We start from the raw sequence: 13970 nt of genomic DNA, 5'->3' as shown, positions 1-13970 counted from the left end.
ATGATCGATCCGATTCTGGAACGCGTGATGCGCCTGCATCCGCGCTCGATCGATCTTGGCCTGGAACGCATCGAACGGCTGCTGGCGGCGCTGGGATCGCCGGAACGCAAGCTGCCACCGATCGTCCATGTCGCGGGCACCAACGGCAAGGGGTCGCTGGTGGCCTATCTGCGTGCCATGGTCGAAGCCGCCGGTTATCGCGTGCATGTCTACACCTCGCCTCATCTCGTGCGCTTCAACGAGCGCATCCGCGTGGCCGGACGCCTGATCAGCGACGAGGAACTCGACGAGACGTTGGGCGACTGCGAGCGCGCCAACGAGGAAAAGCCGATCACCTTCTTCGAGATCACCACCGCGGCCGCCTATCTCGCCTTCTCGCGCGTGCCGGCGGACCTGGCGGTGATCGAGGTCGGCATGGGCGGCCGCTACGATGCGACCAACGTGATCGAGCCGGCGCTGTCGGCCATCACGCCGATCGGCTACGACCACACGGGCTTCCTCGGCGACAAGCTCGAAGGCATTGCCGGCGAGAAGGCCGGGATCCTGAAGCACGCGGTGCCGGCGGTGATCGGCCGCCAGCGCGAGACCAGCGCCAAGGTCATCGCGGCCGAAGCCGCCAAGCTCGCGGCGCCGCTGTTCCGCCTCGGCACCGAGTGGCAGATGATGCCGACGGGCTCGGGGTTTCGCTATCAAAGCGATCAGTTGCAGCTCGACCTGCCGGCGCCGGCGCTGCTTGGCGCGCACCAGCTCGACAATGCTGCCACCGCTGTCGCCTGCATCGAACGGCTGCGCGTTGCCGGCTTCGGCATCGACGACGCGGCCATCGCCAAGGGGCTGGCCACGGTCGATTGGCCGGCGCGGCTGCAGAGGCTTACGCGTGGACCGCTGGTGGAGGCGTTGCCGGCCGGCAGCGAGCTCTGGCTCGACGGCGGCCACAACGAGGATTGCGGTCTGGTCCTTGCACGCATGGCCATCGACTGGGCCAAGGAGCCGGCACCGCTGCCGCTCTATCTGGTCTTCGGGATGCTCACGACCAAGGACGCCGCTGGCTTCCTGCGGCCGCTGGCGCGCCATGCCCAAGGCGCCCGGGCCGTGCCGTTTCCGGCAGGGCATAGCGCCTACACGCCGGAGGAGGCCTGTGCCAAGGCGGCCGAAGTGGGCCTCGATTGCGCGCCGGCACCCGACATCGGCTCGGCGCTGGAAGACCTTCTGGTCACCCAGCCCGCGCCGATGCGCATCCTGATTTGTGGGTCGCTCTATCTCGCTGGCGCCGTGCTGGAACGCAACGGCTGAGCCCGCGCTCTTGCCGCGTCAGCTGACGACGGTATTGATCCAGCTCACCAGCTTCTGCTTCGGCTCGGCGCCGATCTTGGTCGCGGCGACCTGGCCGTTCTTGAACAGCAGCAGGGTCGGGATGGAACGCACGCCATAGCGTGTCGGCGCCATCGGGTTCTCGTCGATATTGACCTTCACGATCTTGAGCTTGCCGTCCATGTCCTTGGCGATCTCTTCGAGCGACGGACCGATCATGCGGCAGGGGCCGCACCATTCGGCCCAGAAGTCGACCAGGACGGGCTTGTCGGATTTCAGGACTTCCTCTTCGAAGGAAGCATCGGTTGCTTTAACGGTCATGGTGGGGTCTCCCGCAGACAAATAAAGCCGGTCGATCGACCGGCGCCGCCCTGTGACAAAGCTAGGAACAGGCCCCGGGCAAGTCAAGATGCCGGCAAAGTTACCGGCGCGTAAGGCATTGATTTGTCGAGGGTTCCCGCGTCGACCTCCATCAGCCGCGGAGCCGAGGTCCAGAGCAGGAAAGCCCTTACCGATCGCTCGGGATAGATCTCGCGCAGCAGCGCCCGATAGAGCGCGAGCTGGCGACGGTAGGCGAGCGGGATGCCGGCTGCCTCGGCCGGTGGCGGCCGGTTGGTCTTGTAGTCCACGATCAGCACCTCGCTCTCCGAGACGGCGAGGCGGTCAATCTGGCCGCTGACCGTGAAGGTGCCGCGCGGCGTGCGCACGGTGCCGACCAGCGGCACCTCGGCGCGAGAGGCCGGGGCGAACAAGGCCGCGTGTTCGGGTGTCTCCGTCACTGCCAGTGCCTCGGCAGCCCACTGTTCGATCTCCTCGGGCCGCAGTCCATGGGCTGCCTGCGCCAGGAAGCGTCGTGCCGCGCCGGCGCGCTCGCCGGCCGGCAGTGCGGGCAGGTGTCGCAGCAGTTCATGCAGCAGGCGTCCGCGCTTCCAGCGATTGGAATCGTCGACGCCGAGCGGGCTGAAGGCGCGCGGCTGCGACAGATGCTCGTCGGGCAGCGGCTGCGACGGCGCGAGCGGCGTCGGCGGATCTGGCTCGGCCGGCGCGGGCCTTTCGAGCCAGCCTGCCGGCGCCGCGGTTGGCGGCAGGGCGAGTTCCTGCTGCTCGGGAATGGCGATCCGGCCTTCATTGACCAATTCGAAGCCCGGTCCCGTCCAGCCTTCGGCGCCGAGAAGGGAGGAGAAATCGAACTCCTTTGCAGTCGCCTGCCTGCGGTCCCCGGCGGTTTCGCTTTCCGCGCTGGCGCCGAGGCCCTGGGCGATGCGGTCGTACCAGCAGCCCTGGTCCTGCTTTTTGGTGCCGATCCAGCCGCCGACATAGAGTCTGTCCTCGGCACGCGTCATGGCGACATAGAGCAGGCGGTTCTGCTCTTCGAGCGCCCGTTCCCGTACTTCGTTGCGCCAGGCTCGCGCGGCTTCGTTGGCATCGTCGGTGCGCGGCAGCCACAGGCGGGTCTCGCCGTCGGCGGCGGCCAGCAATCGCTCGCCGTCGCGGGGAACGCGCGTCGTGTCGGGCAGATAGACGATGGGAGCCTGCAGGCCCTTCGAAGCATGCACGGTGAGGATACGCACTTCCTGGCGGCGATTGGCATCGAGGTCGCGCTTGATCTCGCCGCCGCCGGATTCGAACCAGCGCAGGAAGCCTTGCAACGATGCGACCTCGGTCTGCTGGTACTGCAGTGCCCGCGCCAGCAGCTCGTCGATCGGATCCGATGCCTCGCGTCCCAGCCGCTCCAGCAGGCGCTTGCGTCCGCCCTCCGGCCCGAGGACCTGCGCGAAGAAATCGAACGGCGTCGTGAAATCGGCGCGCGCCAGCCAGGCCGACAGGCTGGCATGGGCGGCGGCGAAGGCCGGTTCGTGCAGGCGATCGCGCAGCGCCCGCCACAGCGTGCCGCTGCGCTTCCAGGCCAGCGTGAAGAGCTGGTCCTCGTCGAGGCCGATCAGCGGCGATTTCAGCAGGCAGGCGAGGTTGAGATCGTCCTGGGGCAGCAGCACGAAGCGCGCCATCGCCAGCAGGTCCTGGATGGCGAGCTCCTCGGCAAGATCGAGGCGGTCGACACCGGCGACCTCGATCTGCTCGCGCTTGAGCGCCCGCACCAGCGCGTTGACGAACTGGTTGCGCCGGCGGACCAGCACCATGAAGTGGCCGGCATGCAAGAGCTCGCCGCCCTTCTTGTCGGAGCGGGCGCGCCGTTCGGTGCCGATCAGGCTCTTGGCGTGGGCCGCGATCAGATCGGCCAGGCGTTGAGCGGGAGGCTTCGCGGCCCCGCCCGCCGGCTCGATCTCGGTCGGATCGATCTCTGCCTTTGTCGCGGCGACGAGCGGCCATAGCTCGACGCGGCCGGGATCGTTCTTCCGGCTCGGCAAATGGATGACGTCGCCCGGCGCCGCCACGCCCCGCGCCGCCTCCGGCCGATCGAATACCCAGTCGACGGCATCGAGCACGGCAGGTGTGGAACGGAACGAGACGTTGAGGTCGACCGACTCGAAGCCCTTGCGGGCGAGGCGGCTCCGCTCCTCGAACCACAGCCGCATCTCGGCCAGCTTGCGCGGATCGGCACGCTGGAAGCCGAAGATCGATTGCTTGGTGTCGCCGACGGCGAAGATCGTGCGCTCGCGGTCGCCGGCACCGCTCTCGCCCACGAAGAATTCCTCGGTCAGGCGGCGGATCACTTCCCATTGGTCGGGGTTGGTGTCCTGCGCCTCGTCGACCAGGACATGGTCGATACCGCCGTCCAGCTTGTAGAGGACCCAGGCCGCGCTCTCTGCCCCTTCGAGCAGGCGGCGCGTGGCGACGATCAGATCGTCGTAGTCGAGCACGGCGCGCCGGCGCTTGGCGGCGCCATAGCGTTCGGTGATGTCGAGCCCGAGCCGCAGCAGGGCGCAGGTAAGTTCGACCAGGGCTTGGCCCCGCGCATGGTCGATCTCCGCGCCCAGTCGCTCGGCCTCCGTGCGCAGCACGTGGTCGATGTCGGTCATCAGCGCGATGGCGGCCTTCGAGGCCAGCGTCTTTCGCACATCGCCTTTGTCAGTGAAGAAGGCCTTGCGATAGGCATCGAGGCAGGAGCCGCGCTCGGCGGCATCGAGCCAGGCAGCGATGGCTCGCGCCTTTTCCTTGTCTGTCGTGCCACCTCCCGACAGCGCCTTCGCGGCCAGCCGAAGGGCGGTTTCGTCAGCCCGTGTTTCATGCGGCTTGTCGCAACCCAGCCGGCGGGCCAGTCGCCGTCGCACGCGCCCCAGCCCCTTCTCGTCGCCGATGCGTGCCAGCAGCCACGCCCGCTCGGACAGGAGCTTGGTCATCAGCTCGGCGTATTCGGCGATGGAGATGCGACCGGCGACCGTGGCCAGCGCCTCGCGCAGCTCGGCCGGCGCATCGGCATGTGCCAGCGCCTCGATCTGGGCATCCTGCGCCTGGCGCAGCAGGGCCGAGGCCTGGGCCTCGTCCATGACCTCGAATCCGGGCGCGACACCCGCTTCGAGGGGAAAGCGTTTCAGCAGCGCCTGGCAGAAGGCATGGATGGTGAGAATGTTGATGCCGCCCGGCGCATCCAGCACGCGCGCGAACAGGCGGCGCGCGGTGATGCGCTGGCCCGGCTCGGGTTCCTGATCGATCAGCTTCTCGATCTGTTCGTCGAGCACGACCGGATCGGCCATCGCCCAGCCACCGAGCTGACCGGCGAGGCGATTGCGCATCTCGGCCGCGGCGGCCTTGGTGAAGGTGAGGCAGAGGATGCGCTCGGGCCGGACGCCGGCCAGCAGCAGCCGCATCACGCGCTCGGTCAGCACTTTCGTCTTGCCCGTGCCGGCATTGGCCTCGACCCAGGCGGAGCGATCGGGCGTCGTCGCGGTCCGCTGCGCCGTCGTGGCGAGGAGGAGCGTGTCGCTCATTCGTCGCTGCCGCCCGCGGTGGACCATTCGGCGACACGCTCGAGATGGGCATAATCGTTGAAGTACGGCCCGAACTCGGGCCACGGCAGCGCCGCATAGGGCGTGGTCGGCTTGGCGAAATGCTCGGCCATCTTTTCGATCAACGCCAGCATCGCCGGTATCAGCTCGGCGCTGTCCTTGATCTCCTTGATCGCGCCGCCATCACCGAGACCGTTGGCCTGCCAGTAGGCGAGATCGACCTTCTTCGGCTTGCTTCTTATGGCGCCGAAGCCACCTTGTTCGGCCATTGCCGCCTCGAGCAGGAGCTGCGGGGCGAACAGCGCGTCGAGTTCCTTCGGCGACGGCACGCGGCCGGTTTTGTAGTCGATGATCTCCCACTCACCCAGCCCGGTCTGGTCGATGCGATCGGCCCGCGCCTCGATACGCAGCGGCCGCGAGGGCGGGCCGATGGTAAGGGCGCCGTCGGTTTCGCTGCCGAGCAGCCTGCTGCCTGAGGCTCGACGTTTGTTTTCTTCAGTGATGAACCAACGCGCCAGACGCTGGAAGCGCGGCCACCAGAAGGCGCGTTCGGCTGGCGCCGCCATCAGCTCTCCCAGATGCCGTTCGCCCAACGCCTCGAAGCGTGCCAGGGCATCGGGCGGCAGGAGACCGGAAGGATGCTCCTTCAGGAATTCGTCGAGCGCATCGTGCAGGGCCGAGCCGCGATCGGCGGCACCCAGATCGGCTTCAAGCGGATCGAGTGCCTTGAGGCCAAGGATGCGCCGCGCGTAAAGCCCATAAGGATCGCGGCGCCAGGTCTCGACCGCCGAGACCGAAAGCCGCGTCGGCCGCGCCTCCAGCGGCGGGCGCGGCTCGGGCCGCGGCCAGGGCCGGTAGTCTTGGGGATCGTCCATCCCCTGTGCCCAAGCGACATAGCTGTAGCGACCGCGCTGGATATATTCCGGCGGCGGCGCGTTGCTGTCGGCCTCGTAGCCGAACAGCGCGTCGAGCCGCGCCAGCCAGCGCGATGGCACTGTCGGGGCGCCGCCTTCGCGCTCGGCGCGGGTCAACAGGACACGCTCGGCCGCCAGCGCCGAGGCAAAGTCGTGCGCGGAGAGGCCGACGCGACGTTCGGGTTGCGGCAGGCCGAGCGCCGTGCGCATCGGCCGGTTGATCCACGGGCCGGTCTCGACCGACGGCGGCCACGATCCCTCGTTGAGGCCGCCCAGAATCAAAAGGTCGGCGCGCTGCAGACGGGCTTCCAAGGGTCCCCAGATTGAGAGGCGTGGATGCCGCCCGTAGCGTGGCCGCAGCATCTCGGGCGCCAGCATGGCCGTCAGCAGAGCCGGCCATTCGCGGCCTGAAATCATGCGCCGGCCCTGCCAGGCTGTGCGGTACCGCGCGAGGGCATCGGCCAGAGCTTCGCCGGCATCGCCCGACCACAGGGCGTCGGCGATCGCGATCTTCTCGACGCTGGCGATCGTCGCTTCGAGCAAGTCGGCCGGCGAAGCGGTGGCCGCCATCAGGGCGACGAGATCCGTCGTACTGGAGTCGATGCGGTCGATCAGGTCGTTCACGCGCCGGCGATCGGACTCGGCGCCGAAGGCAGTTTCCTCGATCCGGACGCGCAAGGCGGTGAGACCGGGGGCAGGCTTCAGTCCGCGCAGGCACTTGCGATCGAGACGACGCGTCGCATCGAGCAGGTCGGCTCGTGGCAACCCAAAGGATGCCAGCGGATGTTTCAGCAGCGCCAGCAGATCGATGGGCGCAAAGTCCGAATCGATCGCGGCGATCACGGCGCGCAGAAGGGTCGCGGGGGGCGAATGAACCAGAGGCTGGCCGGCGGAGTCGTCGATCTCGACGTTCCAGCGCCGCAGTTCTGCCGCGACGCGACGCGCCAGATCGCGATCGGGGGTGACCAGCGCGGCGGTGCGCGTCGGCGTCTCCAGCGTCTCGCGCAGCGCCAGCGCGATCACCATCGCCTCCTGATGCGGCGTGGCGCAGTCGGCCCGCGTCACGTGGTCGAGCGCCGCAGCCGGCGGCCGCGACCAGTGCTCGCTCGTCTCCGCCGGGCGCATCAGCTCGGCGATCAATTGCCGGCGCGCTGAATCGCCCGGATGGCCGGGCCAGTCGGCGACTGCGCGCCGATCGACCGCGAACGCGGCGAGCAGCTGCTTCAGGCCGAACTGCGGATGCGTGGGTTCCAGCGCTCCCCAGCTTTCGTCGTCCATTTCGCGATCGAGGCCGGGCAGCACGATCGCGCCCTGGGGCAGGCCGGCGATGACTTCGAGGAGTTCGCGCGTGGCCGGCTGAGAGCCGGTCGATCCGGCGGCGATGACGGGTGTACCGGGCGGGTGCTGCCGCCATCGCGCGGCCTGTTGGCGGATCGACTGGGTGCGCCGCGCAATGGCATCGATCTGGCCGCGTTCGGACAGGATCTGCGGCCAGGCCTTGCCGACAATCGACAGGAACGACAGCGTGCGTTGCCAATGGCTGGCGAAGTTGCCTTCGACCAGCGTTTCGAGCGTCTCGAACGCCACGCCCTCGATGGCGAGCTCGTCAAGCAGGCTGCCGAGTTCACGTGCCAGCAGGAGCGCCTGCGCCGCCGACTGCGCGACTGGCTGGCCCTGATCGTCCTTGAAGGCCAGTACCAGCTCGGCCAGCAACGCCTCCCGCTCGGCGGGATCGATCGCTGGCGGCAGGTCGAGAGCCGCGCCCTCGTTGGCCGCTTCCGCCCACTCGCTGTCATCGATGTCGCCCAGCGGTGCCAGGCGCGGCAGGATCGTGGCCTTGCCGTCGGCGGCGCGCAGGAAGGCTTCGCTGAGCGCCCGCACCGATCGCCGCGTCGGCAGCAGGATCAGGATATCGGCAAGCGCCAGCGGATCGCCGCCATACTCCGCCAGGAGTCCGCGTGCCAGCTCGTCGGCAAAGCGGCGATCCATGCCGATGGTGAAGATCCCCTTCACCCCAGTACCTTCTCGGCCTCGGCCAGGGCTTGGGGGGTGCCGACATGAAACCAGTCGCCGTCATGGACCAGGCCGTAGAGCCGGCCTTCGGCCTCGGCGCGGGTCCAGAGCCTGAGCAGCGAGAACGGTCCGTCGGGCGAGTCGCGGAAAAGCCGGCCATCGCAGATCGACACGCTGGCGAAGAGATGCGGCGCCACGGGCGCATCGCCGCGATGCCGCGCACGGTTGTCGGCATGGAGGAAGTAGTCGCCGCGATCCTTCGCCTCGCGGCCGACGGCCGCTTCGAGCGGATGCAGCAGCAGCAGCGCGTCCATGCGAGAAGGCTCCCAAGCTTTGGCCATGCGCGTCAACATGGGCGTGGGGCCATCGCGCCACAAGCCGTCGCCGTTCAGTACGAAGAAGGGCCCGTCACCGAGCAGGGGCAACGCATTCTTGACGCTGCCACCCGTCTCCAGCAGCCGCTCCTCGCGCACGATCATGGCGCGATCGCCGAGATGAGCGGCGATCTGCTCGCCGAGATGATGGACATTGACGACAACCCGCTGCACGCCGGCCGCGACCAGACGATCCAGCGACCGGTCTAGCATCGAACGACCGGCGACCGGGATGAGCGGCTTCGGTGTCGTGTCGGTCAGCGGGCGCATGCGTTCGCCGCGGCCGGCCGCCAGGATCATGGCCGTGTCGATCATGAGGCACCGACGCGGCGCAATGGCGCCGGCAGCAGACGGTCGACCCAGCAGCGCAGCGGCGTCAGCGCCTCGTGCTGCAGCGCGCGCTCGAACAGGCGCCACACGCGCGGCAGGTGATGCAGGTATGTCGGCTTGCCGTCGCGCTTCCACAGGCGGACGAACAGGCCGATCACACGGGCATGGCGCTGCGCCGCCATCAGCGCGAAGCCGGTCCGGAAATCCGCGGCATCGAGTCCGGTGTGAGCGATGTAGCGGGCAAGACACGCATCGTAGACGGCAGGGGAAACATCGCGACGGGCATCCTCGATCAGCGAGACCAGATCGTAGGACGGATGGCCGCGCTGCGCGTCCTGAAAGTCGAGCAGGCCGCAGGTGCGCACGCCGGGCCGCTCGGGAAGCCAGAGAAGATTGTCCTTGTGATAGTCGCGCAGCAGCAGCGTCTCTTCGCCGGCCGGCAACGCTGCGAGGCAGCGACGCCAGGCGGCCCGATAGGCGTCGAGTTCCTCGGCCGGCGTCTCGTGTCCGGTCGCGGCGGCCAGATACCATTCGGGCAGGAGGATCGCGGCCTCGATCAAGGCCTCGCCGGTATAGGCCTCGACATCCGGCAGCAGGCCGTGGTTGGGCGCTGCCTGCAGCGCCACCAGCACATCTGTGGCGCGCGCATAGAGCGTCGCTTCGTCGCCGCCCCGCTCGAGCACGCGTGCGAAGGTGTCGTCGCCCAGATCCTCCAGCAGCAGGAAACCGTGCTCGGCATCGACGGCCAGGATTTCCGGAGCGCTGAGGCCAAGGCCGATCAGATGTCGGCCGATGCGAACGAAGGGCCGCACATCCTCCTGCGGCGGTGGCGCATCCATGACCACGGCGCTGTCGCCGCGCCGCCCGAGGCGGAAATATTTGCGGAACGACGCATCGCCGGCCAGCAGGCTCTCCTTGGCATCGCTCCATCCCGCGCGCGCGATGAAATCCGCGCGCAGCCTTGTCCGATCATCCATTTACCAGCCGTTCCTCGCCCACCAATGTCGCCTGACGTTCCTTTTCTCCGACCGACAGTGCCACCCTCAGCCTGCTTTTGGGCAGGAGCGACCCCAGCCGTTCTGGCCATTCCACCAGCACCACGCCGTCGGCGCGCGCCTCTTCCCAGCCCAGCTCGAAGACCTGCTCGGGCGCTTCCAGCCGGTAGAGGTCGAAATGCCAGAAATTGCCCTTGGGCGTGTCGTACACTTCGACCAGCGTGAAGGTCGGACTGGGGACGATAAGTTTCGGGTCGCCTGCCGCGGCACGCAGGATAGCGCGGGCCAGCGTCGTCTTGCCGGCACCGAGATCGCCCTCCAGCGCCACAACGTCGCCCGGGCGCAGCCTTCGGGCAAGCGAGGCTCCCAACCGCTCGGTCGCGGCTTCGTCCGGCAAGGGCAAAGAAAAAGTCGGCATCTTTCGATACCGACTTTGTAGCACGCGTCCGCCTGTGGGCGGTTATGCGGGACGTTTAGTAGCGATAGAGATCGCCCTTGAACGGGCCGGCCTCGGGCACGCCGATATACTTGGCCTGGTCGGGGCGCAGCTTGGTGAGCTTGGCGCCGACCTTCTCGAGATGGAAGGCCGCGACCTTCTCGTCGAGGAACTTCGGCAGCGTGTAGACCTTCTTCTCGTACTTGCCCGGATTGGTGAAGATCTCGATCTGGGCCAGCGTCTGGTTCGAGAACGAGGCCGACATCACGAAGCTCGGATGGCCGGTGGCGTTGCCCAGGTTCACCAGACGGCCTTCGGACAGCACGATGATGCGCTTGCCGTCGGGGAACTCGACCTCATCGACCTGCGGCTTCACGTTGTGCCACTTGAAGTTACGCAGGTTGGCGATCTGGATCTCGCTGTCGAAGTGGCCGATGTTGCAGACGATGGCGCGGTGCTTCATCGCCTTCATGTGGTCGAGCGTGAGCACGTCGACGTTGCCGGTCGCGGTGACGAAGATGTCGGCCTTGGGCGCTGCCTCTTCCATGGTGACGACCTCGTAGCCTTCCATCGCCGCCTGCAGGGCGCAGATCGGATCGATCTCGGACACCATCACGCGGCAGCCGGCCTGGCGCAGCGAGGCGGCCGAGCCCTTGCCGACGTCGCCGAAGCCCGCGACCATCGCCACCTTGCCCGACATCATCACGTCAGTGCCACGGCGGATGCCGTCGACCAGCGATTCACGGCAGCCGTAGAGGTTGTCGAACTTCGACTTGGTGACCGAGTCATTGACGTTGATGGCTGGCCACAGGAGCTTGCCTTCCTTCTCCATCTGGTAGAGGCGGTGCACGCCCGTGGTCGTCTCCTCGGTGACGCCCCGGATCGAGGCGCCGAGCTTGGCGTACCAGCCGGGCTTCTCCTTGTTGGTCTTGAGGATCGCCTTGTAGAGCACTTCCTCTTCTTCATTGGTGGGCTTCGAGACCAGCGACGGATCCTTCTCCGCGCGGATGCCGAGATGCACCAGCAGCGTGGCGTCGCCGCCGTCGTCGAGGATCATGTTCGGCGCGCCGCCATCGCCCCACTCGAAGATCTTGTGGGTATAGTCCCAATACTCCTCGAGGCTTTCGCCTTTGACGGCGAAGACCGGCGTGCCCGACTTGGCGATCGCGGCGGCGGCATGGTCCTGCGTCGAGTAGATGTTGCACGAGGCCCAGCGCACGTCGGCGCCCAGCGCCTTCAAGGTCTCGATCAGCACGCCGGTCTGGATCGTCATGTGCAGCGAGCCGGCGATGCGCGCGCCCTTCAGCGGCTGCTTCGGCCCGTATTCCTTGCGGATCGACATGAGGCCGGGCATCTCGGTCTCGGCCATGTCGAGTTCCTTGCGGCCCCAATCGGCGAGCCCGATATCCTTGACGATGTAATCCTGGGCCATGCGGCGCTCCCGGCGATCTGATGGTGGAAAGTCGCCGTCTCTTATCAGCGCCCCGAACGCGCCTCAACGCGCGGCATCAACATATAAGCAAGAATTTATGCCCATATGCCGCCGGCTTTATGCGGGTGGATCAGGAAACGTGCACTGCGCCTGATGGAGAGCGCCGACGCCGTTCAGGTCGCGATCAGTCCTCGCCGAACTTGCCCTCGACCAGGGCGGAGAGGGCGGCCATGGCTTCCGCCGCCTGGCGACCGGCACAGGACAATTCGATCTCGCTGCCGATGCCGGCAGCCAGCATCATCAGCCCCATGATCGACAGGCCGGATACTTCCTGGCCCTTGAAACTGACGCGGACCACGGCATCGAATTGGCCGGCGGTGCGCACGAACTTGGCGGCGGCGCGGGCGTGAAGTCCGCGCTTGTTGGCGATGCCGAGGGTGCGCTTCAGCGTCCCGACGGCGATGTCCGACGCGCCATCGTTCACGAGGCTTCCTTCGCGAGAATGCGCGAGGCGACGGTGATGTACTTGCGGCCGGCTTCCTGCGCCATCCGCACGGCCTCGGCGATCGGCCGATTGCGAACGCTGGCCAGCTTCACCAGCATCGGCAGATTGACGCCGGCCAGTACCTCGATATGCGCCTGCTCCATGATCGAGATGGCGAGGTTCGATGGCGTGCCGCCGAACATGTCGGTCAACACGATCACTCCCTCGCCGGTATCGCAGGCGCGCGCCCGCTCGAGGATTTCCGCGCGCCGTTTTTCCATATCGTCATCGGCGCCAATACAGACGGCCGAAACACACTGCTGTGGACCGACGACATGCTCGAGCGCGGCGAGGAACTCGCGCGCTAGATTGCCGTGGGTCACGAGTACGATGCCAATCATACACGCATGCCCGAACTATCCCCCTGTCGACCACTCCCGAAGTCGACATCTCGGTGGGTAAGACTGACGGAGCGGCCCGCCTTTCGCAACCAGTCCGCAAGGGTCTCCGCGATAGCCACAGAACGGTGACGACCCCCCGTGCAACCGATCGCAATCGTCAAATAGCTCTTGCCCTCGGCATCGAAACGGGGCAGCAGCGGGCCGATCATGCCCTGCAAATTGTTGATAAATGGTTGATAATCCGGGTCGGTCTCTATGTAGGACACGACCGGAGCGTCGCGACCGGTCAACGGCTTGAGGTCGGGGACATAGTGCGGGTTCTTCAGGAACCGCACGTCGAACACCAGGTCGGCCTCGCGCGGCAGACCGCGCCGAAACGAGAACGACATCACCGCGAGCCGCATGCCGGGCGTGCGTTCCAGGGCGAAGTGGCCTGCCAGGATCTGCTTGAACTGGTGCGGTGACAGCATCGACGTGTCGATGACGACATCGGCGGCATCGCGCACAAAGGCGATCTGCCGCCGCTCATCGATGATTCCGTCCATGACCGGGCGATCCGGCGCCATCGGATGCGGGCGGCGCGATTCGGTATAGCGGCGTTGCAGCGTTTCGGTATCGGCGGTGAGAAACAACAGGCACGCGGCCAGATCGTCGCGTGTCCGCAACTCCTGCACACAGTGCACGAGTTCCGGCGCTTCGAAGCCGTAGGTGCGGGTATCGACGCCGAACGCCAGCGGCGGCGCTTTCCCGCCGGCATCACCGGCGGTCGAGCGGATGAGATCACCCAGCAGCTGCAGCGGCACGTTGTCGACGGCGACGTAACCGAAATCCTCCAGGGCATGGAGAGCGGTTGCGCGACCGGCGCCGGAAAGACCGGTGACCAGGACGAAAGGACGACGCTTATGAGCCATGGAACGCGGCCGCGATCATGCGGCGGGCGTTCGCGCCAAGGCAAGGTACAACTTTGTAACAGCTGAAGCTTCGAACGGCGTCAGGGCGAAAAGCGGCAGGGTGAGGCCAAGCAGGGCCTCTTCGGTGGGATCGGGCATGCGCTCGATTTGCGACGGCGGCACGAGATCGACGATCAGGCCGACGGCGGCCTGCGCCATCCGTTGATTCCGCGGCAGATCGACGATGCCGAGGCCGCGCACCTCGATTCGTCCAGCCAGCGCCGGAGGCGGAGTGGCGATCAGCTTGCGGCCGCGGCGTGCCAGATGGGTCTGGTCGTCGGCGATCAGACGGCCACCACTGTCGAGCAGGCGCAGGGCGAGATCCGACTTGCCGGCGCCCGAAGGGCCGCGCAACAGCACCGCCCGCCACGGCCGGTCCGTTGTCCTCAGCGCGACGCAGGTGGCGTGGACGAACATCAGCGGAT

The 13970-nt window shown here is 67.3% G+C and carries 12 protein-coding genes; 1 reads left to right on the top strand and 11 read right to left on the bottom strand.

Going from position 1 to position 13970, the window contains the following annotated elements; all coding sequences use genetic code 11:
- Complete coding sequence (locus B5D62_RS25765) at positions 1 to 1293, top strand: bifunctional folylpolyglutamate synthase/dihydrofolate synthase (protein ID WP_085936924.1); 1293 nt, start codon at positions 1 to 3, stop codon at positions 1291 to 1293.
- Between the two features lie 18 nt (positions 1294 to 1311).
- Here the strand turns inward: B5D62_RS25765 and trxA are convergent, their stop codons facing one another.
- From trxA to B5D62_RS25710, 11 genes are all read right to left on the bottom strand, one after another.
- On the bottom strand, positions 1312 to 1632 hold the full coding sequence (trxA, locus tag B5D62_RS25760; protein ID WP_085936923.1) for a thioredoxin: 321 nt from the start codon (positions 1630 to 1632) through the stop codon (positions 1312 to 1314).
- Between the two features lie 83 nt (positions 1633 to 1715).
- The gene (addA, locus tag B5D62_RS25755; protein WP_085936922.1) at positions 1716 to 5198 is read right to left on the bottom strand and encodes a double-strand break repair helicase AddA; all 3483 of its coding nucleotides are present in this window, start codon (positions 5196 to 5198) and stop codon (positions 1716 to 1718) included.
- Complete coding sequence (addB, locus tag B5D62_RS25750) at positions 5195 to 8143, bottom strand: double-strand break repair protein AddB (protein WP_085936921.1); 2949 nt, start codon at positions 8141 to 8143, stop codon at positions 5195 to 5197. The genes addA and addB overlap by 4 nt, the downstream gene beginning before the upstream one ends.
- Positions 8140 to 8832 (bottom strand): nucleotidyltransferase family protein, encoded by a 693-nt coding sequence (locus tag B5D62_RS25745; RefSeq protein ID WP_085936920.1) that lies wholly within the window; start codon positions 8830 to 8832, stop codon positions 8140 to 8142. The genes addB and B5D62_RS25745 overlap by 4 nt, the downstream gene beginning before the upstream one ends.
- Positions 8829 to 9824 (bottom strand): aminoglycoside phosphotransferase family protein, encoded by a 996-nt coding sequence (locus B5D62_RS25740; protein WP_085936919.1) that lies wholly within the window; start codon positions 9822 to 9824, stop codon positions 8829 to 8831. The genes B5D62_RS25745 and B5D62_RS25740 overlap by 4 nt, the downstream gene beginning before the upstream one ends.
- Entirely contained in the window at positions 9817 to 10260 is a 444-nt protein-coding gene (gene tsaE / locus B5D62_RS25735; protein ID WP_085936918.1) for a tRNA (adenosine(37)-N6)-threonylcarbamoyltransferase complex ATPase subunit type 1 TsaE, read from the bottom strand. Before tsaE ends, B5D62_RS25740 begins: the two co-directional genes overlap by 8 nt.
- A 55-nt stretch (positions 10261 to 10315) precedes the next feature.
- Entirely contained in the window at positions 10316 to 11710 is a 1395-nt protein-coding gene (gene ahcY, locus B5D62_RS25730) for an adenosylhomocysteinase (RefSeq protein ID WP_085936917.1), read from the bottom strand.
- Positions 11711 to 11894: 184 nt separating this feature from the next.
- The gene (locus B5D62_RS25725) at positions 11895 to 12194 is read right to left on the bottom strand and encodes an HPr family phosphocarrier protein (RefSeq protein WP_085936916.1); all 300 of its coding nucleotides are present in this window, start codon (positions 12192 to 12194) and stop codon (positions 11895 to 11897) included.
- Complete coding sequence (locus B5D62_RS25720) at positions 12191 to 12595, bottom strand: PTS sugar transporter subunit IIA (RefSeq protein ID WP_085936915.1); 405 nt, start codon at positions 12593 to 12595, stop codon at positions 12191 to 12193. Before B5D62_RS25720 ends, B5D62_RS25725 begins: the two co-directional genes overlap by 4 nt.
- Complete coding sequence (rapZ, locus tag B5D62_RS25715) at positions 12592 to 13506, bottom strand: RNase adapter RapZ (RefSeq protein WP_085936914.1); 915 nt, start codon at positions 13504 to 13506, stop codon at positions 12592 to 12594. Before rapZ ends, B5D62_RS25720 begins: the two co-directional genes overlap by 4 nt.
- Before the next feature lie 15 nt (positions 13507 to 13521).
- Positions 13522 to 13962: an HPr kinase/phosphorylase gene (locus B5D62_RS25710; RefSeq protein ID WP_085936913.1), complete on the bottom strand. Its 441-nt coding sequence runs from the start codon at positions 13960 to 13962 to the stop codon at positions 13522 to 13524.
- Between the last annotated feature and the right edge of the window lie 8 nt (positions 13963 to 13970).

Source organism: Enhydrobacter aerosaccus, assembly GCF_900167455.1.
GTDB classification, from domain to species: domain Bacteria; phylum Pseudomonadota; class Alphaproteobacteria; order Reyranellales; family Reyranellaceae; genus Reyranella; species Reyranella aerosaccus.
Note: the sequence above shows the minus strand (reverse complement) of the source record. Positions and strands in the feature narration are given on the sequence as shown.